Genomic DNA, 24,361 nt, shown 5'->3' on the forward strand with positions numbered 1-24,361 from the left:
TTGTCTTCAAACATATACTATGAAGAAGATTACTTTGTGTTTTTGTTCTGTGATCCTATGCACTGGGGCATTCTCTCAAAAGAAGTTAACACCCTTTGAGTATGATTCAATATTTGTTTTCCCTGGTTATAATCAACATGGAACAACAGCTGAAGTTAGTGGAAATCACAGAATGCTTGATTCAACAAATCATATTAAGATCAAGCTATCAAATGAGGAGCTAGCAATATTCCAATCCTTTATTACCAGCAAAAAAAGTAAGAAGCTCTTTCAAATGAAATATGGCGCAAATGGGATTTATTACCTGCAATTTTACTCGAATGGTAATCCACATAGATTTGTAGCATATGGTGATGGTAATTCATTCTCTCTTCATGATATAGATGCTATGATGTACTATGAAACTCATAACTCACCTGAGGCTGCAAAACTTACCGAGATAATAAAAAAACATTGACACTAACAAACAATATAGTTAATGACCTTGCTTGCTCCACTTACGCTCGTTTTAAACGAGTGCTTATTAGTCACGCGATGTAAGCGCTGTGGCATATTTCATATTTTATTTAATAAATTAGTTTCATCTATCATCATTTGCATCAATAATGTTTTCACTATTTAGAAAAAGGGAAAATCAGCTGGTAGTTCCTGAGTGGGCTAACTTTTTAGGCTCTGATGAATATTCAAGATTTCTAAAATCATTAGATAAATATTTTGCCAAAAAAGGGATAGTATATCAGATTTCAGAGGGAGTTATTTATGTCAAGGAAGACGATTTCGGATTTAATCAGCTTGGTCTGGCTAATGTTGCTCAACTCTGCAAATTAGAAGGAATTGGGAAATCAGATAAACTAGTTGAAAATCACTTTGAAGGATTAATTCGAGCGCATCAGTTTGATACACGGTTCAAGGGGTTCGTTGAAGACTTTGGAAAAGTAAAGGAATATATAGGAGTTCGGCTGTATAACGACAACTACCTGGATCAAATTGGACGCGAATTAGTAATTGCCAAAAATATTGCTCCTGAAATTAATGCGATGTTAATATTTGATTTACCAGACTCAGTAACAAGCATTCAACCCCAGCAGGCTGAGAAATGGGATGTTTCGATTGATGAGTTGTTTGAAATCGGGAAAGCTAATATCAGGAGCAAGTATGATTTTGAAATATCAGAGGAAGATCTTGGGAATTTTAAGGTTTGGTTTGTGCAAACAGATCATTTTTTTGCTCCTAATATACTCCTGGAGTTGAACGAATACACCAAGATGATTGGATCGAATGGCTCATTAATTGGTGTTCCACATCGGCATGCTGTAATTGTTTACCCAATAGAGAATTTGGAAATTGTTAAGGCTGTAAATCAGCTGATTCCAACTATTAAAGGGATGAATGCTGAAGGACCTGGCTCTCTGAGTTCTAAACTTTATTGGTATAAAGAAGATGGATTCATCGAGCTTCCGTCTGAAATAACCGATGACAACCAGCTTAAATTCATGCCTCCAGAAGCTTTTGTAGACATGCTGAACTTACTAGACGAGAAATAATAAACCAGTTCTTTGAAGTCTTCTAAAAGATGACTTCAAAGTAAGTGATGAACTCTAGTGTCTCATGCCTGCGGCAGACAGGTCTGACACGATTTGGCAGGCAATTATATTTAATTTAGAATAAGCTATATCGTGTCTGAAGACACAGTTATCATAGAAAATTCCAAGTGAGCTTTCAGAACACTTGAAACAGCAAAGTGCAAAATTGTATCTATACTACCTAACATTATAATTGTAGCAGGAATGGGATGTTTACTAACGCAAAACTTAAAAATATTGTTAGGCAAAATCTAATAGTATCCATGCATAGCCTAAACAATAAAGTTGCACTAAAGTGAAACTTTAAATACCTTTGATACGTGAGCAAAAAGGTAAGAACTGTCATTTTCTTTAAGGATTATTTTGAATCCTTTTTTGTAAAGCAAAATGAAAAAGTTCAAAAGAAGATTATTTGGACTATTAACTTAATTGAAGAGATCCAAAATGTTCCTGAAACGTACCTCAAACACATTAAAGGAACTGAAGGACTTTATGAGTTAAGAGCACAAGTTGGCAGTAACATTTTTCGAATATTTTGCTTCTTTGATCAGGGTCAACTAGTGGTTTTGATGAATGGTTTTCAAAAGAAAACACAAAAAACACCGAAAAATGAGATTGAGAAAGCACTGAAAATTAAGAAAGAATATGAGCAACAAAACTAACATAATGACCCTTGATCAATTCAAAGAAAAACACTTTGGAAAGGTCGGAACAACTAAGCGAGATGAACTTGAGGATGGCTACGAGAATTTTAAAATTGGCGCATTAATTCATGATGCCAGACTCGAAAAGGGATTGACACAGGAAGAACTTGCCAAGAAGGTGGGAACAACAAAATCCTACATTTCAAAAATTGAAAACAACATTAAAGAAGTTCGCCTATCTACCTTGAAAAAGATCGTTGAACTTGGACTCGGTGGCCGAATTGACTTATCAATAAAACTTTAAAAAGCTGATAACAAGCACTAGAATAAATATGCGAATTGTGCTATTTGAAAGAATGTTTTAAACCATATGCTTTAGTGCATCTAACAACGATGGCACACACCCCAGCTAGTGCTCGTTTGAAAAGAGCATTAATCAGTACGATCCTTATTTATTCCCACTACTTGCCTGAGAAAAAATAAAGTACTATTTTCAATGTGTCAAACAGACACATTAAATATTAGAACTAACAATAAGTAAAAATAAACCCATGAAAAAGTACCTGGCACTTCTATTTTTATCAGCAATCATCTTTACCCATACCTATGCTCAGGAGGCATTGTTTAATGCCCAGCAAATTGTATCGCCCGAGATTCATGATGACAATACCGTAACCTTTCGTCTGTTTGCCCCAACGGCAGATTCTGTTAAAGTAACCGGAGACTTTTTACCCACCATAAAAGTGCAGTCGCCTTTTGGAGAGGTGGATGCACCCGGCAGTGCAAACTTGGTCAAAGATGACAAAGGCCTTTGGACCTATAAAACCGAACCGCTTAAACCTGAGCTATACAGTTATGCTTTTATAGTGGATGGGCTTAGAACCACAGACCCTAGCAGTCCATTTTTAATCAGGGATGTGGCCTCAATAACCAACATCTTCATTATCGGTGGCGGCCATGCTGATTTGTATAAGGTAAATGATATTCCTCATGGTACTGTGGCGAAAAGGTGGTATCAATCCCCTGGTCTTAAAATGGACAGAAGAATTACCATCTATACTCCTCCAGGCTATGAGAAGTCTAATGAAAAATATCCTGTGCTATATCTTTTACATGGAGCGGGTGGTGATGAAGAGGCCTGGATGGACTTGGGAAGAACAGCCCAAACTATGGATAACCTGATTGCACAAGGCAAAGTAAAACCAATGATTGTTGCCATGCCAAACGGCAATGTAATACAGGATGCTGCGCCCGGCAAAGGTTCTGATGGGTATTACAAGCCACAATTCATGGCGCCAAGAACTATGAATGGCGAATATGAAGCTAATTTTATGGACATTGTAAAATTTGTTGAAGGTAATTATCGAGTGAAAGTCGGCAAGGCCAATAGGGCGATAGCTGGTCTTTCAATGGGTGGATACCATGCTTTGCATATCTCCAGATACTACCCTAATACCTTCGATTATGTAGGGTTGTTTTCAGCAGCCATAATGCCAAGGGAAGATGCCACAGGAAAGGTTTATTCTGATTTTGAAAGCACCCTGGCCACTCAAATGAAAAATGGCTATCAGCTGTACTGGATAGGCATTGGAAAGACCGATTTCTTATATAAAAACAACACGGATTTTAGAAAGAAACTTGATGACATGGGCATGAAGTATGAGTACGTGGAAACTGATGGCGGACACATCTGGAGGAATTGGAGAATCTATCTATCAGAATTTGCACCTAAACTTTTTTAATTCCTCACCAATTTATGGTTCAGTATTTATTTGGTTGAAAGTGCTTTAAAAATAGGTTTAGTCTATAGATTTTTTTGGAGTATTGCGCATGGACAATACTCTAAAACAAATCCAAGCTCAAGTTTATAAGCCAATCGATTTTGAGATTTCAGATTTGACAATTGAGACTGAGAGCAAAGAATATGATGCTTGCAGATTTGTATTAAATGGTCTTAAAATCATTAGCAGAAGCGCTAAAATCACACCTAAAAAGGGCGGTCAGTTTGTAACCTTTTGGAAAAGAAAAGGGAATGGGCCAATAGCGCCATTTCACGAAACGGATGCATTTGATTTTTATGTGGTAAACCTGCGGGCTGATGATAAGCTTGGCCAATTTGTTTTTCCTAAAACAGTACTGATAAAAAAAGGCATTATCTCAACAGACAAAAAGGAAGGCAAGAGAGCGTTCCGTGTTTATACCCTGTGGAATATTGCCAATAGCAAACAAGCTGAGCGCACTCAAAAGTGGCAGGAGGATTATTTTTATGAGATTGGTGAAAACACAAACTTTGAACAGGTAAAATCTTTATATCAGAATAAGTAGAGAGGAATGAAAAGGATCAATTTTAGAAATACACTTTTGCCAAACATGTATTACACATTAAGAAAATTGATGTGCATTATGACAATCATATTATTAACTTCCTGCGCTTCGAATGTGGTAGTTAAAAGTGGATATGATGAAGCGAAGAGCCTTGCGCAGGTAGATCAAAATGCTGAGTTTCCCGGTGGCTGGAAAGAATTTGAGAAGTACTTCATGAAAAAGATGAAATACCCATTTGAAGCACGAAAAAATCATGAAGAAGGGCAGGTCATTGTATCATTTGTAGTAACTCAGCTAGGCGAAATAGTTAATGTTCAAATTGTGAAAGGCGTAAGTAAGTCAATTGACACTGAAGCCATCAGGATAATTTCGAAAATGCCAAAGTGGAATCCAGCCATGGTTGGAGGCGAAAATGTTGCAGTTCAAATTAGTATTCCAATGGATTTTAATTTAGACTAATTGGTAGACTATATTCTTATTAGATCAAAGGGTTTCTGTGGTTGGTTAAACCTTCATAAAATATTACTTTCAGCTTTTAGATATCTGATACTTATTTAAGCGGTAGCACTTATTCAAATCAACAGGATGGAAGAGTTATTATTAGAGCATTTCGGATTTCAATCGCCAATAGTTAAAAAGCTAAATGGTTATATAAATGCTAATTATTTAGTCGAGAGTGATGGCCTTAAATACATCTTCAAAACCTATGAATATGATAAAGAGCAGCTCGCCATTGCCGAAGCAGAAAGTGAAGCACTTACTCGTCTTCAGAATCCTCCTGCTTCAGAATATCCAAAGCCAATAGCGTTTAAAGATGGTCAATTAGTCAAGGTCATAACCTTAGATGGTCAGCCTACTATCTGCAGGATGTTGTCTTTTCTGGCAGGTGATTTTATGGGAGATGTATCAGCCACTGAAGAACTGGCACAGTCCCTCGGTATTTTTCTGGCCAAGCTGGATTTAAAACTTCAAAATTTTGACAGCTATGTCTTTAGAGCGCGTCAGTGGGAATGGGACATTCAATACCTTCATTTTAACAAGAAATACCTGAATGATATTCCAAATGCTCATAATAGGAGTATTGTCAATCACTTCATGCTTCAGTTCGAAGAGCATGTAGTGCCTAAATCTTCAGAACTTAAAAAGCAGATCATCCATAATGACCCTAACGAGTGGAACATTTTAGTCAATAGAGGGCAAGTTAATGGCATCATAGATTTTGGTGATCTGGCCTATACTTATTTAATCAATGAGCTCGCAGTGGCCATAGTTTATTTATGTTTTGATAAAACTGATCCATTGCCCTGGGCTACTACTATGCTGAAAGCCTATCATAGTGTTTTGCCATTAAAGGAAAATGAAGTGGAGGTGCTGTATTATTTGATAGCAGCCAGGCTGTGTATCAGTGTTTGCAATTCAGCGCATGCACGTAAGACCGACCCTGATAATAATTATGCCACTGTTAGTGAAGATGCGGCTTGGGCGATGTTGCACAAATGGCTCAAGACCAGTCCACTTGGAGTGGAAATGGCATTTAAAGAGGCCCTTGGTATGCCTTTGAGACCCATATCAACTACTGAAGATCAATTAAAAAGGAGGTATCAGTCATTGAGCCCAATATTGTCGACAAGCTATAAAAGACCAATATCAATGACACATGCTGCGTTTCAGTACATGTACGATAATGAAGGCAACGCTATTTTAGACGCTTATAATAACATACCCCATGTGGGTCATTCGCACCCGAAAGTTGTGGCTGCCGGTCAGCGGCAAATGGCCCTTTTAAACACGAATACGCGGTACCTTTATGATCTGCTACCAACCTATGCCGAGCGGCTTTTATCTAAATTTCCAGCTTCACTGAGCAAAGTGTTTTTTGTGAACTCTGGTAGTGCCGCTACTGACTTGGCTATAAGATTGGCATCTGCTCATACTGGCCGTAAAAATATTATGGTGATGGAGCATGGCTATCATGGCAATACGCAGATAGGGATAGATGTGAGCGACTATAAATTCAATAATAAGAAAGGGCAGGGCCAAAAGGAATACATACTCAAGGCACCAATACCAGATACCTATCGAGGCAAGTTCACTAACAATGATGGCTCCTCAGGGCGATCTTATGCCCAAGAGGCCATTGAAATAATGGAAATGGCTGATCATCCGATTGCTGCTTTCATTACCGAGCCAATTGTCGGTTGTGGTGGACAGGTGCCTTTGGCCAAAGGATACTTGAAAGAAATTTATCCGGCTATTCGTAATCAAGGAGGCGTATGCATCAGCGATGAAGTGCAAACGGGTTTTGGACGTTTAGGAGATCATTTCTGGGGTTATGAAGCTCAGGATGTTGTGCCTGATATTGTAATATTAGGCAAGCCAATGGCCAACGGCCACCCAATGGGCGCGGTGGTTTGTACCGATGAAATTGCTGAGTCGTTTAGCAAAGGAGTAGAGTTTTTCAGCTCATTTGGGGGCAACCCTGTATCCTGTGCTATTGGACTCTCAGTGTTGGATGTTATTGAGGAGGAGAAGCTGCAACAGAATGCAAAAGATGTAGGTGATTATTATTTGTCGCTTCTTAAAGGCTTGCAGAAAAACTATCCCTGCATAGGAGATGTGCGTGGTTCAGGATTGTTTTTGGGTGTTGAGATAGTGGAGGAAGGGACTCTTAATCCGGATACTGAGCTTGCGCATTTGATCAAAAATGAATTGAGAAATAACAATATTTTGATCAGTACAGATGGTCCGCATGATAGTGTGCTGAAGACAAAACCACCATTGTGTTTCACAAGAGAAAATGCCGAGTTAGTGGTGGAGAGTATTGAGAAGGTATTGAAAAGTAGGTGTTAACCCGAGTTCTATTCATAGTGTGGAATACAATTCAAGTGCGTTCCCGTAACAAGTACGGGGCTGGCTATTGCGGAAATTATCTTCATAATTTTTTCAAGAATGAAGATAATTGTCCGTAATCTCATCTCAATATTATCGAGATACCGGATAAATAAAGGATTTTAAAATGTAAACCTTTATTTTCCGTCACACCTCCCGAAGTTGTACGTAGGGTAGGCATGACGTCCTTTTTTATTAATAGAACTCAGATCATTAGCTGCCTCAAAATGAATCGTCATTGCGATCCGCGATTAAGCGGAGAAGCAATCTTTTTAATACTCCGTAAGTATCCTTGAGATCGCTTCGATTCCTCGCGATGACGATTCTAAAGTTTTACTGACCTCCCTTTCTTTCAGGAGACCTTGGGGTTGGCCATGTTCTTTGCTCGCCCGTTCTTGGGTTTATTGGCAAAACGATCTGCTCACGAGATGTCTTTTCAGGGTCTTCACTAGCCATATACGCTAATACCGCTGTTAGTATGACATTATTTCGAACATCATCAAAAACTATTTTATCGTAAGTGTCACGGTTGGTGTGCCATGTGTAGTTCCAATAAGACCAGCTTAGAGAACTTAAGCTAAAGGCAGGCGCACCGGCAGCCAGAAAGGAGGCATAATCTGATCCGCCACCTCCCGGTATACCTGGAAATTCCGTCTCGATGTGTTGGGAAACATCACTTGGTACCGCATCAAGCCATCTGGTTAAGTACTCATAGGAGTGTAAGAATCCACCTCCTGATAATTTAACCACCCTGCCTGTACCATTATCCTGATTGAATAAGGCTTGAACATTTTCTACAATTTCAGGATGATCTTCTACAAAAGCTCTTGACCCATTAAGTCCTTGTTCTTCGCTACCCCAATGACCTGCCAATATGGTGCGTTTAGGATTAGGATAAAGCTTTTTAAGAATTCTCATGGCCTCCATCATCACAAGGGTACCTGTTCCGTTATCAGTGGCTCCGGTTCCACCATCCCATGAGTCAAAATGTGCAGATAGAATCACATATTCCTCTGGCTTTTCGGTGCCTTTTATTTCAGCAATAGTATTGAAAGTAGGCACATTGCCTAATTCTTTAGACTTAGCCACAATTTTGATTTGGGGCTTATCACCATATTCTACCATTCTGTAGATCATGGCATAATCTTCTAGTGCCATATCAATGGTTGGTATTTTCTTAGTTCTTGCACTAAAGATTTTGTTCACACCAAATCCTTTGCTCCAGTATGATGATACTAATGCAGCAGCTCCGGCTTCCTCTAATGCTCCAATTATTGAGCGCCTGTCATAGCCAGTGCGATCCATATTTTCATTCCATTCTTTTTCGGTCGCATCACGTTCAGCCTTCATTTTCTCGAATGACGCTTCAGTTGCAAACTCTTCCCAATTATAATCAGGACGTCCAGTTGCTTGCTTCATTGAGATTAGTACTATTTTTCCTTTTACTTTTGGTAGCCATGCCTGAAATTCCAATGAATCCTTCACAGTAGGTAATACTATTACTTCTGCCGTCACCCCTTTGTCTGAAGTACCGGGGTTCCATGCTAGCTGTGTGCCTTCCAAAGTCTGAATTCTTGGATGAATGAGGTCTATATGGGTAATACCTCTTTCCCAACCTCGCCATTCGCCCCACTGTTCATTTTTAGCAGTGATGTCCCATTTGCCATATTGCTCGACAGCCCAGTCATTGGCCTTTTTCATTTGTGGCGTTCCTACTAAGCGTGGACCAATAACGTCCATAAGCTCATGAGCCAGTCGCTCAAGTTGAGAGTTTTCATTGGCTTCTTTAACAATGTCCTTAACAATAGGAACTTCAATGTTTTGGGCAATAGATGTATTGCCTGCCAATAACAATGCTATTACAAGAGAGGTGTAGATTTTCTTCATATTTTATTTGGTTTGAGGGTAAGCATACTAGAGAAGGGTTATCTTCTCTAGTATGAATTTCTATAAAAATTTGGCGTCAGCACTGCTTCAGCATAAAATTCTTTATCCGAATCTTTCTAATGGTTTTCCATTAGTTTAAATGGTGAAGTGTGACATAGTAAGCCATTCTAACTCACTTTTGATTACACTATTAACCATAAGTTTTATTCCAACTTTCGCCCGGGTGTCCAGGGTGCACCAGCTTTTTCAAGCGCTGATTCATAGCCAGCAAGGTCATTGAAAAATTTGGTAGAAGTTTCTTGAAATTTCTGAAATTCAGCTTCTGCAATTTCAATATTATGTTTATGCGTTTCTGTTGGCAGCTGACTAGTGCTCCAATGTCCATAGGCTACATTACCCACCCGCGACATGATGGATGGTGTTGTTGACTCGTTCATCCCTCCGCGAATCCTGTCTCCTGTTAATGTCATTCTTAAGCCACTTAATTCTTTATTCAGCGCATTGAATGTTTCAAAATGCTGAGTAGTAGCCTTGGGAGTTTGTAGCAAGGCCGCTTTTATATAGGTTAATTTTTCTGATGCTTCACTTAGCTTTTTGTTGACATTGTAAATCTCTCTTGACAGATCGCTGGTTTGCTTTTGGAATGCAGCAACTGCTTTAAAATCTACTCCCAAATTATGCACTGGCTTGACCATGAAATTTTGTGCAGCACCTTGCGATTGTAAGCTGCCGTTATGAACAATAAATAGCTCCGCACTATATTGGCCTGGTGCAGCAAGTGGCCCTTCTGCATCGCCTACCCATGGAGGTTTAAATTCCGGCTCATTTAGACTAATTGGGTCTGGCGCAGAGAGTTTCAAGTCCCAGTTTACACGATGCAGGCCTTTTTCTTTTGAACCTTCAATCCAGCGTACAGCTTCCCCATCTTCATTTTTTACTAATAGCATTACTTTGGGTTCGCTTTCTAAAGATTCCTGACGAAGTTTATCCCATCCTGGAAACGCTATGCTTGTATTTTGTTGATTTAATTGTTTTTCAGTTGCCTCTCTTTTTGCCTTGGCTGTTTCTGGCAGATCACTCAAATAGTAGGTGAATGTTGCGCCAAAGGGTGGGTTTTCCGTTCTAAAGCTTGTAGAACCTTGTGAAGGCATTCCGTTGGCCTGCATGGGTGTGTTTGGAACATACCACCATGCATCCCTTATCGGTAAAAGGGTATTTGATTTAGATAATTTACTTATTTCCCTTAGCGGAGAATAGTCATCCAGTACATAAATACCACGTCCAAAAGAAGCTCCTACCAGATCATTGTCACGCTCATGTATTTCAAGGTCTCTAAATGCAATAGTTGGTGCTCCGCTATTCAGCTTTATCCAATTGACACCTTTGTTAATGGAGAAATATATGCCATATTCAGTTCCAGCAAAAAGTAAATTCTCATCTTTATGATCTTGCTTGATAGACCAAACAATGGTTTCGGCAGGTAGGTCACCCACTATTGATATCCATGATTTGCCACGGTCTTTACTAATAAAAAGATATGGTTTGTAATCCCCAAGTTTATGCGCATCAGCAGCTGCAAAAAATGTGTTGGCTTCATGTTTAGAGGCTTCTATGTCATTAATAAATGACAATGCCGGTACTTTTGGCAATTGACTTTTTCTCCAGTTTTGTCCTCCATCTTCACTGACTTGGATAAGGCCGTCATCAGACCCAGTAAATAACAGACCCTTTACCAATGGCGATTCTTCAATAGAAGTAAGCGTAGCATATTTTGACATGGCACCATTATCATAAAGTGCGTCTACACTCCATACCCGGCCCATCATCTCAAGTTCATATCTATTGCGGTTAGTGGTTAAATCACCACTGATGGGCGTCCATGAGTTGCCTTGATCTGTACTTTTCCATACTCTTTGTGAGCCAAAATATAAGGTTTTATGGTCATGCGGACTGATCAGAACTGGACTGTCCCAATTCCATCGCTCCGGAGGATCATTAGGTGCCGGTTGTGGCTGGATATCAATTACTTCTTCAGTCAGTCTATTGAGCCTATTGAGCCGGCCCTCCTGAATTTCCATATACACGGTATTCGGATCAGTTGGATCAAATGCCACTTCATAACCATCAGCACCTAATGGCACATACCAGTCTTGATTTCGCACACCCTCAACATTCATGGTGCGTGACGGGCCAATTAAAGTCCCTAGATCCTGAGCTCCAGCCACTACATTGTAAAACGGTTCTGAATTGTCGAGTGACAGTTTGTAAAACTGCGAGATAGGCAAATTAGGGAAGTGTCTCCAGGTTGTGCCTTCATCGTAACTTTCATACAGGCCTCCATCGGTGCCAGCAATCAAATGATTACCATTTTTCGGGTCTATCCATAAGGCATGATTGTCACTATGCTTTTCTCTACCTGTGCCCAGATAATTGAAATGTTTGCCTCCGTCACGAGTAACGTGAAGAAAAACATCCATTTGATAAACTAAATCGGGATTTTGCGGAGAAGCTTCTATTTCTTGATAATAATGTGGGCCTGTACCACCAGAAGTGTAGCTGTTTTGTTTTGCCCAGCTTTCGCCTTTGTCAGTGGATTTATAAAACCCTTTGTTTTTATTGTCAGACTCTATAGTTGCATAAACTAATTGTGGGTTTGCTTTGGTTACAGCCAGCCCTATTTTGCCGATATCTGCTTTAGGAAGCCCTGTGGTTACTTGCTTCCACGTATCTCCATTATCGGTTGACTTGAAGATGCCAGCTTTTGGGCCTCCGGCTAGCAATGACCACGTATGCCTTCTTCTTTGATAAGCAGCGGCATATAATACATCTGGGTTTGAAGGATCAAACTCTATATCAGTGACTCCAGTATTAGCATCTATTTGCAAAGTATTTTTCCAAGTCTTGCCACCATCTGTGGTTTTGTATAGTCCACGCTCACCACCAGCTGACCATAAAGGTCCTTCGGCAGCTACAAACGCCACTTCACTATTTCTGGGGTCAATAAGTATTTTACCAATGTGCTCAGATTTCTTCAAACCCATATTTTGCCAGGTAGTACCACCATCGGTACTTTTGTAAATACCATCTCCCCATCCAACGTGCCTGCCGCTCACATTCTCCCCTGTGCCTACCCAAACTATCTTGGGGTTGTTTGGGTCAATGGTTACTGTGCCTATGGAGTAGGATGACTGTTCATCAAACACAGGTGTCCAGGTGATGCCACTATTCGTGGTTTTCCAAAGGCCACCAGAGCCAACAGCAACATACCAAGTGCTGGAATTATGAGGATTTACGGCAATATCTGCTATTCTCCCGCCCATAACAGCAGGGCCTATACTTCTTAATTTCAGGCCTTTGGCTACTTCGGTGGAAATCTTGTTTTGCTGAGCTTGAGTACTGTAACTGAATAATAAAAGTATGCTGAATAGCAGAGAAGTTAATAGCGCGTTTAATTTTTGCATTGTGGGTACTTGTTATTGAACAATTAATTTAAAATTAATTACTGACGATAAAGAACCACTTGTAAAATAATGTATTTCGGACTTTGAATAAGATGATTATAAAGGCATAAATATATTTGACTTAGCTGAGAAAAATTAGACTTTATTTCATTTACAAATATAGATTATATATATTTGATCTATATTTGTAAATGAAATAGTTTCAGATGAAAGGAAATCATATAGGTGAGTTGGAAGAACTCATATTACTGACCGTTGGCATTTTGCAAACGGAGGCATATGGTGTAGCGGTTTTAAAAGAATTGTCTGATCAAACTGGAAGATCAGTTAATATCAGTGCTATTCATGCGGTTCTCAATCGGCTGGAAGAAAAAGGGTTTTTAAATTCTCAAATGGGAGGTGCAACCAATGAGCGAGGTGGCAGGAGAAAAAGAGTTTATACACTTTCAGCCTCAGGGAGGTCAGCCGTTGATGATATGAAGGCCATGCGAGATAAGCTATACAGCCAACTTCCACCACTATCATACAATTTCTCAGCATGAAAAGTAAGAGGACAACTTCCCCACCAAAATGGGCTGATCGTCTGCTTGAATTTTACTGCAACCCCAGACTACTGGAGCAAATTCAAGGTGATGTGCATGAATTATACTATTGGAGGCTCAGTGAAAAAGGGGAGAAGCATGCAAACAGAGCATTTTGGTGGGACATCATTCGCTTTTTTAGATGGAGAAATATAAAAAGGTCAACAATTCAACAACAACAATTTAACACAACAGCAATGCTCAAAAACTACTTCAAAATCGGCTGGAGAAATCTTCTTAAGCAAAGGCAACCGTCACTTATCAACATACTAGGTTTGGCTATTGCTATTGCCTGCTGTCTGGTGGCTTATCTTTTTATAGAGGGCAACTGGCTAAAGGGGATGCACCATGAAAACAAACATCATATTTACATGGTCACTCATACAGCTTCAGAAAATGGTGAGGTCAGTCAATTCGGGCACTTAGCCGCTCCTTTGGCAAATGTTATCAAGGAGGATTTTCCTTCAGTAAAGTATGTGTCACGAATCAATAATGCCAGGGTTATTGTCAATTGCAAGAATGAGAATTTTTCACAATTTGTCCAATATGTAGATCCTCAATATATGGATATGTTCACATACAATGTGCTTTACGGTTCGCCTAAAGCACTTGATGACCCTAATCAAGTTATTGTTACTGAATCCGTTGCCAAGAAATTCTTTCACGATAAATATCCGGTAGGAGAAGAAATAAGAGTATACATAAACGGAGAGGCTAAGGCGTTGACAATAGGCGCTGTTATGGAAGACTTATCCAATGTCGCTTTGTTTAATTTCGAAATACTCCTTAATAACAACCTTCTTAATACCATAACTTCTTTAGATGAAAATTGGGGGAAGTCTTCATGGACGTTTTTACAGATAGAAGAAAATGGAAGTATAATAGAATTGGAGGCTGGTTTGAAAAGACTGGTAGATATCCAGAATCAGGTGGACCAAGATAATAAATACCTTGGCATTCAGCTGGAACCAATGATGGTACTCTCCAGAAAATCTGAGCAAATCGAAGGAGGAGCAGCCAATGGAGCGAGCCTGGCTCCACAATTTGTATTAGCAGCCATTGGTATTTTCATGTTAACACTTGCCATTTTCAATTATGTCAATATAGCTATTTTAATGGCAACCAAACGAATTAAAGAAATAGGTGTTCGCAAGGTCATTGGAGGTAGAAGAAGACAACTTGTGTTCCAATTCCTGACCGAAAACCTAATCACCTGTCTTATCTCTATTATGCTTGGAGTACTAATTGCCATTACACTTTTCATTCCATGGTTTAATGATATGGCCACCACTAATCTTCAAGTTGACCTACTAAATGACCCTTATATTTATCTACTTTTTGCGAGCCTGCTGGTGTTTGTTACGCTCGCTTCAGGGGCTTATCCAGCTTTTTATATTAGCTCTTTTAAGCCAGTGGATATATTTTCAGGTAAGCAGCGGGTGAGCAACAAAAGTATTTTTACTAGTGTATTACTGACTTTTCAATTCGTATTGGCAATTATTACCATAATATCAGGAATAGCTTTTATTCAGACAAATAACATAAATCATGACCGTGATTGGGGTTATGACAATTCATCTAAAATAGTTGTGAATATTCCTGGCGAGAAGGAATATCAAGAAATTAAAAATGAGCTGGTACAACAAAGCCAAGTACTCGGCACAGCAGGCAGTATGGATCTTGTTGGGCGCAGTATTTCTGAAACTATTATTAGTATAGGGGATGAAGAAAAGGAAGTGGACTTAATCCAGTCGACTGCTAATTATCCAGATATCATGGGTTTTAGATTATCAGAGGGCAGGTTATTTAATTCGGCTATGACTACTGACATTACAAACAGCATACTCGTTAATCGCACATTTATGGATTGGTATGACCTTGAATTTCCAATAGAGCAGACTATTATAATTGATAGTAGTGAGATGAATATTATTGGTGTAGTTGAAGATTTTCATGCGGAGAATTTCGCTTTTTCAATTAATCCGGTTGTGATAAGAGCCTTACCCGACAGTAATATGCACTATCTTACGATAAAGGTGGCGGAAGACCAAACTGAAGCTATGGCTGCTTTTGTCAAAGAATTGTGGCACAAAAAAGTGAATAATGATATTTACCAAGGGATAATTCAGGCGGAGATATTTGATATGTATTTTTTTGAGATGAAGGGCTTAAGAAATACAATGCTTTTTACGGCCACACTTGCGGTTATTCTCTCCGCCATGGGACTCTTTGGGCTTGTTTCACTAAATATCAACAATAAGATGAAGGACTTTGGTATTAGAAAGATACTTGGCGCTACAATTTTTCAGCTTTCAAAAATCATTGTTAAAAGAATTATTATTCTTTGGGTTATAGGCTGCAGTGTTGGGGGAGTATTAGGAAGCATGGCCATCGGAGCGTTACTAGATTCAGTTTATTCTTTTCATGCAGGTGTAGGAGCTCTGCCTTTATTATTTGGTGTTTCATTTTTACTCATTGTTATTTTGATCACCGTAAGTCTGCAGCTATTAAAAGTAAAGAACAGCAATCCGGTAGATACGCTGAGGATGGAGTAGATATTTAAATGGACAGAATTTTATAGTCTATTTGTCCTAAAGGGATAATTGACTAGTTTTCTGGATTATTTAATAAACTATCATGCAGAAGCTAGGTGCGTTACTTTTATTTATGATATTGCTATCATGTGGAGAAGAAGGCGATAGTCAGCAAATCAAACCTGAACATTATTTTACTGGAAATGCTGATGTTAATACCCAAACTGAATTTGGGATAGTATTAATGGGCGGGGCAGATGCTAATACCATTGCCGAGCAAATGTCATTTAAATTTTTAGTTGAAAAATCGGGAGGTGGAGATTTTGTTGTTTTAAGATCATCAGGAAGTGATGGATATAACGACTATATTTTCGAAGATATCGGAGGTGTAAATTCCGTTACTACTTTAGTCATTAGATCAAAGGAAGATGCCAATAATAGCTTTGTTACTCAAACTGTTAAGAATGCTGAAGCGGTATTTATAGCCGGAGGAGACCAGAGCAATTATGTAAATTATTGGGCTGATTCTGAGCTTCAGGAGGCACTTAACTTTGTTTTAAATGATAAGAAAATTCCAATTGGAGGTACCAGTGCAGGTCTGGCAGTTTTAGGTGGTTATTACTATGGTGCATTATCAGACGGCATTATTTCATCAGAGGCTTTAGCAAATCCTTATCATCCAAACATGGAAGGTCTTACTAATGAGCCCTTAATTAAAGCCGATTTTTTGAGTGAAGTGATTACGGATTCTCATTATAGCGCTAGAGGTAGACAGGGAAGGCACTTTGCATTTATGGCAAGACTGATGAAGGACAATCAATTGAGTAAAGTCTATGGCATAGGAGTAGATGAGGCTACAGCGGCTATAATTGATAATAAAGGGAAAGCCAGAATTTTTGGAAATGGCGATGTTTATTTTTTAAAAGGTAGTTCACAACCTGAAGTTTGTGAGAATAATCAATCGCTTACTTGGGATCATGATGGCAAGGCGGTGGAAGCGTTAATTGTTAACGGCACTTTTGATGGAGCCAATACATTTGATCTTGTTAGCTGGACTACTTCAGATGCTGATATGACTTATTGGTCAGCTAAGGAAGGCGAATTTTTTGATTGAATTAGTTATTTCCATCTTCTCGAAGTGTTTCATTCTTATATTTATACGATGTTTAATTGTCGGACCTAATCGAGGCATATTGAACTATAATTTGTTACAGCCGAAAAAACTTTCTTCCTTAGAATTTTAAATGAATAAAAAACCAAGATACCTTTCACTAGATGTTTTCCGTGGGGCAACGGTTTGTCTGATGATCACTGTCAACAACCCTGGTGAGTGGGGCATTCAATATGGGTCACTGCAGCATGCACAGTGGCACGGGCTGACCTTGACCGATATGGTTTTTCCGGCCTTTCTATTTGCGGTAGGTAATGCCATGGCGTTCGCAATGGAAAAGTATGAGCAGCAGGGCAATGCCACTTTTTGGAAGAAAATATTGAAACGCAGTTTTATTATTTTTCTGATTGGTTACTTGTTACAGTGGTTCCCCTTTTATGATTTTGGTTCAGGTTCTGCTATCCCAGTTTCAGCAGTTAGAATTCCAGGGGTGCTACAGCGGATTGCTTTATGTTATCTAATGGCATCGGTACTCATACACTATTGTTCAAAAAGGCAAGTTATAGGCATAAGCCTGCTCATATTGCTTGGTTATTGGTTTGTATTATTTCTTTTTGGAGCTGCTCCCGACCCATTTAGCATCACAAGCTATATTGGCAATGCCATAGACATTTCAGTTTTTGGGGCTGAGCGCATCTATAATGGAGAGGGTCTTCCTTTTGATCCGGAAGGGTTGTTGAGCACATTGCCTGCTGTAGTGAATGTTGTGCTTGGGTATTTTACAGGAATGTACATCAGAAAACAAAACCACTCTTTTGAGACTATAGCCAAACTGATGTTGGCGGGGGGAGCTATGATTTTGACAGCTTTATTTTGGGATCTATTCTTTCCTATTAACAAAAGGATTTGGACCAGCTCTTATACAATTATTACCTCAGGTATTTGTATGTCACTGCTGGCCATGCTTATCTATCTAATAGAAATAAAACAGGTTAAACACTGGACTTATTTCTTTGAAGTGTTTGGTCGCAATCCATTATTCATTTACATTCTATCGTGGGTGCTTGCCACATTATACTATACCATCCGGGTCGAGGAAGAAAGTCTTATTGGCCAGGTCATGGAAGGTCTTCAATATTACATGACTCCGGCTAATGCATCATTGCTTTTCGCCATATTATTTACCTTGCTTAATTGGTTTATAGGGTATGTGATGGATAAAAGGAAGATATATGTTAAGGTCTGAGCCAAAAATAATTTCAAATTAATCCTACTCCTATGCATTCTGTCACAGAAAAAACAAAGCGACATCTCATCATTTTTATTTTCCCTATTCTAATATTTTCATGTACTCAGCCTGAGCCTACGGACCTTACAAAGGTTAGCATAATTCCTATTCCGGTATCGGTTGAGGCGACTGGAAGTGCTTACACGATTACCAGTGAAACTGTGATATACCTATCAGAAAGCAATGATGAAACTAAAAATGTGGCCGCTTATCTAAGCAACCTACTGCACCCTGCCACTGGGTTTGATTTTAAGATAGAACCGAGTGAAAATGAACCCAAAGCAGGTATTTATTTAGCGCTAACCTCAGAAAACAATGAGCTAGGTACCGAGGGTTATGAATTAGAAGTTACAGAAGACGTCATGAAACTTTCGGCCAATCAGCCAGAAGGTTTGTTTAGAGGGGTTCAAACTTTGAGACAGTTATTGCCAGCAGATATTGAGGCTCAATCTGTTCAAAATCAACAATGGCAAGTGGCGACTGGTAAAATAGTGGATTATCCAGAATATGAGCACCGTGGATCTATGCTTGATGTTTCACGCCACTTTTTCAGGAAGGAAGATGTAAAAAGATATATTGATTTGATTGCTGCTTATAAAATGAACAGGCTACACTTGCACCTGGCTGATGATCAGGGTTGGAGAATTGAAATTAAGTCGTGGCCCAACCTCACTGCGCATGGAGGTAAGACAGAAGTTGGCGGTGGTGAAGGAGGATTTTATACTCAAGAGGATTATAAAGAGATTGTTCAATATGCAGCAGAAAGATATATTATGATAATTCCTGAGATCGACATGCCTGGTCATACCAATGCTGCATTGTCGTCTTACCCCGAATTAAACTGCTCCGGAGAGGCTCCTGAATTATACACTGGTACAGAAGTTGGTTTCAGTACGCTCTGTACGGATAAAGAGATCACCTATAAGTTTGTGGATGATGTAATTAGTGAATTGGCCACTTTAACTCCTGGCTCCTATATTCATGTGGGTGGAGATGAATCTCATGTTACGGCCATGGAAGACTATATTCCATTTATTAACAGAGTTCAGGAGATTGTTATGTCTCATAATAAAAAGATGATTGGCTGGGATGAAGTGGTGAACGCTGAATTGGATAGTAGTACTATAGTTCAATATTGGTCTGAGGCAGACAATGCTGTTATGGCTATAAACCAGGGGGCAAAAGTGATTATGTCGCCAGCTTACAAGGCTTATCTTGATATGCAGTATGACTCTGCCAGCACGTTAGGCCAGAACTGGGCCGCTTATATCGAAGTTGATGAGGCATATCAGTGGGATCTTGCGTCACTCAATGCCACCATAACCAGAGACAATATTTTGGGCATAGAAGCGCCTCTGTGGAGTGAGACCATTGAGACAATGGATGATATTGAATATTTGATGTTTCCACGAATTATGGGTTATGCGGAGATTGGATGGTCGCCAGTAAAGCTAAGAAACTGGGAAGAATACAAACTGCGCTTAGCTGCACAGTCGTCAAGGCTTAAAATAATGCAGGTAGATTACTACCCATCTACAAAGGTGCCTTGGGTTACGAATTGAGGTAAATTCGTATACATATGACTTAGCATAATTAAATTTTATATAATTATAGCTCAATAATATTTATGGTTGGATTTAAAAATCATGAGATACAGAATTTTTATAGTTGCTTTATTACTTCAAACACAAGTTTCGTTTGGCCAAACAGTTAAAGATATATTTCTTGAATTACCACTTGGGGGCTTGTCATTAGCGCAGAAGGAGCAGATGGTTTATAACTTTTTAAATCAAAAGGGAGGAACGGAAAAGGAGAGGCCCTATTTGATTGATTATCAACCTGAAAATTATTTCCTGTCTTTTTCAGGAGCCTACGAGGGCTCAGAGGTACTCAAATGCTGGAAGGTGTCAAATGGAAGTCAGTTGATTGGGGTTACTTACAGGGAATGTGAGGGGCCGTGTGACGATGATTTGAGTTTTTATATAAAATCATCAAACAAAGTGTCTAAAGTTCCTTACAGCTATGTGGTGCCTGAAGTTACTATTGCAGACTTTTTTGATATAGAGGGTATGAAAAAGGACGGTGTCAAGCCAATTAACAAGGAAGCATTCACCAGGTTTTTCGGTTTTCTTTATCACCTTCCCCAAAATGGCGAAAACATTAGGGTAGAGTCACAAACCCATAGATTTGGTAAGATTCCGGAAGAATACAAAAAATATGATTTAGGGGCAAACTTTGAACTGGTTTGGAATGATGGGACATTTATAAAGCAAAAAAATACGATGCTGTTCAAGGAAGCTGGAACAGGTAATAAGGAGAAGCAATTTACGATTGAGAATTGTGTGACGGAATTTTCTATGGAAGCAGCTACAGAAACAAAAGTGGGATATCAATTTTGGTTTGTCGATCGTGAGTTTTTGGATGGCAGAACATTAAAAATGAGCGTGGTTGCACCGCACTCGCAAACCCATGACCCGCATAAGCATCCTGAAGATGAAATGTTTTATGTTTTGGAAGGCACTGCCGAGTTTTACCTAAATGGGAAAACCAAAGTGGCCGGGCCTAATACCAGTTTTTATTGCCCTCCTAATATTGAACACGGCATTAAAAATGTAGGAGATACGGAGCTTAAGTACTTGGTGATAAAAAAATATGAGGAGTAGGTTGCTGGGATCAAGTTGCCTTAAGAACTGCTTCTTTACTAATAGGAAATTCCATAATAAACCTTGTGCCAATATTTAGGGTACTTTCCACTTCAATGGAACCTTTCATTGCCTCTACGTGGGTTCGGGTAAGGAAAAGGCCAAACCCCTTACCAATTTTTTCTGGGTGAAAGCGCTGATAAAGGTTGAATATTTTGTCTTCGGCATAGTTCATATCGATACCTATGCCATTGTCTTCCACTATAATTTTTACTTTTCCATCATCGCTCAGTGTATTCGAACAGGTGATTACCACGGGTCGTTCCGGACTTGAGTATTTTAATGCATTATGAATCAAATTATAAAAGATACTATAAGCATATGGGTGCAAACCGTTAATATAAACCATCTTGAATTGACTGATGTCAACTGTTCCTTTTACATTCCCAATCTCATCTTTTAACATTTTTACAGCTAACATCAATTGACTTTTAAGTTCAACAGGCTCTATTAAATTGCCCATGCCCTTGCGGATGCTCAGGACTAAGGTTAAATCGGAAATTACCTGATCAAGGTCATTGGCACTTGAAGTCAACAGGTTTAACACCTCTGAATCATCTGTTCGGAGAAGGTTGATTAACCCTTTTATTTGCGCTACAGGCCCTCTTATGTTATGGGCTGTAATGAAGGCGAATTGCTCAAGCTTTGTATTTTGATCTACAAGGTCATGGTTTAGTTTCTGCAATGTTATAGTTCTTTCTGCAACACGCTCTTCCAGCGAAGATTTTACCTTTTCCAATTCAGCATTACGGTGGTCCATTAATTCGGATTGAGCGGTAAGCTCCTCATTTGCTGCCTGAATCTCTTCTTGTTGAACCTGAAGTTCACGTGTACGATCGTCAACAAGTTCTTCAAGAAGTAAAGTTTGATTACGTAGTGCCCTTGTGCGATATTTAAATATCGCATAAATTGTTCCTAACAGTGCTGCTATCACCAGTAGTATAAACCAACCAGTTCTCCAAATTGGAGGCTTTATATTAATTGCTAAAGCCAATCCTTGGTTTTCCCACTCCCCAAAAGAGTTTGAAGCTTTTATGCGTAAGGTGTAATAGCCAGGAGGAATGTTGGTAAACTGTATTCTGCGCTCATTTTCTATAAAAGTCCAGTTGTCATCATAACCTTCCAAAATATATTGATAGGATGTTTGAGCAGGGTAAGAAAAGCCCAGGCTGCTTATTTCAAACCCAAAATTTCGTTCATTCCAGGCCAATTCCATTTTACTGTCATTAACAATTTGATTGAACAATTGGCCATTTTGAACCTCATCTTTACGTGCGCCATTGACGAACAAGCCGGCAATAATAGCCTTGGGTATGTCACTGGCCAATCTTATTGCCTCTTCAGGTCGAAAGGAGGTCAGTCCATTAACTCCTCCGAAGTACATTATACCGGATGGGGATTGAAAGAATGCATTGGTATTAAACTCATTGCCTTGCAATCCGTGATTAGTATTAAAGCTGCGAGTGCAGCGCAATTGGTTTCTATTAAAAACAGCAATGCCTTTGTTGGTACTGAGCCAAAGATTAGCCTCTTTGTCTTCAAGAATACCGTATATTACACTATTCGGTAGGCCATCTTTTTCGGTGAAAGATTTAAAACTATTCTGCTTTGGGTCGTATAAAACCAGTCCTGCGCCATGTGTGCCAATCCATACTTTACCTTCTGCGTCTTTATAAAAGCATTTGATAGCTGCGCTGGGAAAGCTATTAATATTCTTAGGATCAACTTCAAACTTGGCCGTTGGAAGATATGTGCTGGTGTCATAAACGACTATTGAATTATAATTTTCTGCCCAAAGTGTGTTGCCAATTAGTTTCATGGTTGCTGTGCCAGTTGGCGAAAGCTCCTTTGAAATGTTGGTATCGGTATCGAAAAGAAAAATACCCTTATTAGATGCAATAACCAGTTGTGTTGAAGAAATTGAAAACAGATCGTCCACATTGGTGCTGTGGCTCCCTAAACCATTGTTGTCATTTATAATTTCAATCCCTTTCCCATTCCATAATTGAAGCCCATGGGAGGTAGCCAGCCACAGTTTATCCTCTTTGACCAGCAGCATTGAATTAACCCTTGATTTTACTCCACTTTGCGAAACAATTTCATAGTGGGAGGTCTTGCCGGCCTTTTGATCAATAACATCCAAACCTTCTATTGTAGAGACATAAATGATGTTATCATCCTTTGTAGAAACTGATGTTACAAAATTGTTTGATAAAGAGACTGGCGCCTCGGGAAAGTGAGCAAAGTAATTGAATACTGAAAGCTGAGGGCTATATTTATTAAGACCCATTCCATTGGTTCCTATCCATAACACCCCATCCTTGGTCTCATAGATGCAGGCAAGATATTCACTGGACAAAGCAAAGGGATCTTGTTGAACATAGCTTAGGGTTTTTGTAAGTGTCTCTTCTGAATTAAAAATAAAAACCTTTTTTCTCATCACCCACAGCTCACCGTTAGTGAGTTTTAACATTGGCATTCGTTGTTCACCAATTAGATCGGCTTCCGAAAATTTATAGATGGTTTTAATTCTATTTGCTTCAAAATCAAATTTGCATAAGCTGTCATAGGTATGGAGATAGGCTTCATCACTTGCTTTCGAATGATGAACTGAGATTCTATTATCAAAAGAAAATAGCTTTTCAAAGATCCCTGCCGTCCGTTTACCTGCATAGATACTTTGGCTTGTAACTACCCATATTTTACCCGTGTCATTGAAAATAAAGTTTTTTACTTCATCATTGTCAAACTGGGCAAATAATGCATTTCTTTTGAATTGCCCGCTTGATAAATTAAAATTCCAAATACCTTTATTGGTGCCTAATAACAGAATGCTATCAGACTCCTGGTACAACTCATGTACGATAAATTCTGAATCCGATTTGTTGTCAATAGTAATGGAGTAACTGGTGAAATTATTTTCCTCTTGAACATACAGGCTCAAATAACCCGGGGAGGAAACCCATAGGTTTTGGTTACCATCAATAAACAGCCTGTGAATGTTATTTCTTGGAATTGTTCCTGGTACATCTTCCCGATGGTGGTATTGATAAAACTTATTGCCATCATATTTATTGAGGCCATCGAGTGTTCCTACCCATAAATAGCCAAATTTGTCTTGAACCAATGACTTAATTGATGACTGTGAAAGCCCATCCTCAACTGTAATTCTGTCAAAGCGTACCTGATTTTGCCCAAAAGAAGAAAGGGTAGCAAAAAACAATATAGAAGCCAGCAATTTACCCATAGACAAGAGTTAAAAAAATGCAAGCAATTAAGTTAGCAAATTGAATTAACTAATTCAATGGAATGTTTTGCTGCCTGTTATTAATATAACGTCAGTATCGATAATTATG

The 24,361-nt window shown here is 39.1% G+C and carries 17 protein-coding genes; 14 read left to right on the top strand and 3 right to left on the bottom strand.

All coding sequences use genetic code 11. The features are described from left to right. Positions 1–19: 19 nt before the first annotated feature. The 8 genes from RIB54_RS12455 to RIB54_RS12490 all read left to right on the top strand — a co-directional run bounded on the left by RIB54_RS12455 (position 20) and on the right by RIB54_RS12490 (position 7,402). Positions 20–457: a hypothetical protein gene (locus RIB54_RS12455; RefSeq protein ID WP_350101208.1), complete on the top strand. Its 438-nt coding sequence runs from the start codon at positions 20–22 to the stop codon at positions 455–457. A 148-nt stretch (positions 458–605) separates the two neighbouring features. Beyond that, the gene (locus tag RIB54_RS12460; protein ID WP_350101209.1) at positions 606–1,544 is read left to right on the top strand and encodes a DUF1444 domain-containing protein; all 939 of its coding nucleotides are present in this window, start codon (positions 606–608) and stop codon (positions 1,542–1,544) included. Between the two features lie 359 nt (positions 1,545–1,903). Next, a complete protein-coding gene (locus tag RIB54_RS12465; protein ID WP_350101211.1) occupies positions 1,904–2,245 on the top strand; it encodes a type II toxin-antitoxin system RelE/ParE family toxin in 342 nt (113 codons plus the stop codon). Then, positions 2,229–2,531, top strand: coding sequence for a helix-turn-helix domain-containing protein (locus tag RIB54_RS12470; protein WP_350101212.1), 303 nt, complete (start codon positions 2,229–2,231; stop codon positions 2,529–2,531). Before RIB54_RS12465 ends, RIB54_RS12470 begins: the two co-directional genes overlap by 17 nt. Positions 2,532–2,778: 247 nt before the next feature. Continuing rightward, on the top strand, positions 2,779–3,969 hold the full coding sequence (locus RIB54_RS12475) for an esterase (protein WP_350101213.1): 1,191 nt from the start codon (positions 2,779–2,781) through the stop codon (positions 3,967–3,969). 88 nt (positions 3,970–4,057) lie between these two features. Then, complete coding sequence (locus RIB54_RS12480; RefSeq protein WP_350101214.1) at positions 4,058–4,552, top strand: MepB family protein; 495 nt, start codon at positions 4,058–4,060, stop codon at positions 4,550–4,552. Between the two features lie 6 nt (positions 4,553–4,558). Further along, complete coding sequence (locus RIB54_RS12485) at positions 4,559–5,011, top strand: energy transducer TonB (RefSeq protein WP_350101215.1); 453 nt, start codon at positions 4,559–4,561, stop codon at positions 5,009–5,011. A 126-nt stretch (positions 5,012–5,137) separates the two neighbouring features. Continuing rightward, on the top strand, positions 5,138–7,402 hold the full coding sequence (locus RIB54_RS12490; protein ID WP_350101216.1) for an aminotransferase class III-fold pyridoxal phosphate-dependent enzyme: 2,265 nt from the start codon (positions 5,138–5,140) through the stop codon (positions 7,400–7,402). A 372-nt stretch (positions 7,403–7,774) separates the two neighbouring features. Here the strand turns inward: RIB54_RS12490 and RIB54_RS12495 are convergent, their stop codons facing one another. Both RIB54_RS12495 and RIB54_RS12500 read right to left on the bottom strand, forming a co-directional pair. Beyond that, a complete protein-coding gene (locus RIB54_RS12495; RefSeq protein WP_350101217.1) occupies positions 7,775–9,328 on the bottom strand; it encodes a M20/M25/M40 family metallo-hydrolase in 1,554 nt (517 codons plus the stop codon). Between the two features lie 203 nt (positions 9,329–9,531). Beyond that, on the bottom strand, positions 9,532–12,789 hold the full coding sequence (locus RIB54_RS12500; protein WP_350101218.1) for a WD40/YVTN/BNR-like repeat-containing protein: 3,258 nt from the start codon (positions 12,787–12,789) through the stop codon (positions 9,532–9,534). Between the two features lie 206 nt (positions 12,790–12,995). Here RIB54_RS12500 and RIB54_RS12505 point away from each other — a divergent pair, with 206 nt between their 5' ends. The 6 genes from RIB54_RS12505 (at position 12,996) to RIB54_RS12530 (ending at position 20,966) form a co-directional block, all read left to right on the top strand. Beyond that, positions 12,996–13,331, top strand: coding sequence for a PadR family transcriptional regulator (locus RIB54_RS12505; RefSeq protein WP_350071206.1), 336 nt, complete (start codon positions 12,996–12,998; stop codon positions 13,329–13,331). After that, positions 13,328–15,925: an ABC transporter permease gene (locus RIB54_RS12510; RefSeq protein WP_350101219.1), complete on the top strand. Its 2,598-nt coding sequence runs from the start codon at positions 13,328–13,330 to the stop codon at positions 15,923–15,925. The genes RIB54_RS12505 and RIB54_RS12510 overlap by 4 nt, the downstream gene beginning before the upstream one ends. An 82-nt stretch (positions 15,926–16,007) precedes the next feature. Continuing rightward, the gene (locus RIB54_RS12515) at positions 16,008–17,018 is read left to right on the top strand and encodes a cyanophycinase (RefSeq protein ID WP_350101220.1); all 1,011 of its coding nucleotides are present in this window, start codon (positions 16,008–16,010) and stop codon (positions 17,016–17,018) included. A gap of 130 nt (positions 17,019–17,148) precedes the next feature. Then, entirely contained in the window at positions 17,149–18,261 is a 1,113-nt protein-coding gene (locus RIB54_RS12520) for an acyltransferase family protein (protein ID WP_350101221.1), read from the top strand. A gap of 32 nt (positions 18,262–18,293) precedes the next feature. Further along, complete coding sequence (locus tag RIB54_RS12525; protein WP_350101222.1) at positions 18,294–19,865, top strand: beta-N-acetylhexosaminidase; 1,572 nt, start codon at positions 18,294–18,296, stop codon at positions 19,863–19,865. Between the two features lie 84 nt (positions 19,866–19,949). Then, complete coding sequence (locus RIB54_RS12530; RefSeq protein WP_350101224.1) at positions 19,950–20,966, top strand: cupin domain-containing protein; 1,017 nt, start codon at positions 19,950–19,952, stop codon at positions 20,964–20,966. A gap of 10 nt (positions 20,967–20,976) precedes the next feature. Here the strand turns inward: RIB54_RS12530 and RIB54_RS12535 are convergent, their stop codons facing one another. Beyond that, positions 20,977–24,252 carry a two-component regulator propeller domain-containing protein gene (locus tag RIB54_RS12535; protein ID WP_350101225.1) on the bottom strand — a complete coding sequence of 1,092 codons (3,276 nt, stop codon included), beginning with the start codon at positions 24,250–24,252 and terminating at the stop codon, positions 20,977–20,979. Positions 24,253–24,361 lie beyond the last annotated feature (109 nt).

Source organism: Fulvivirga sp. (assembly GCF_040218215.1).
Taxonomy (GTDB): domain Bacteria; phylum Bacteroidota; class Bacteroidia; order Cytophagales; family Cyclobacteriaceae; genus Fulvivirga.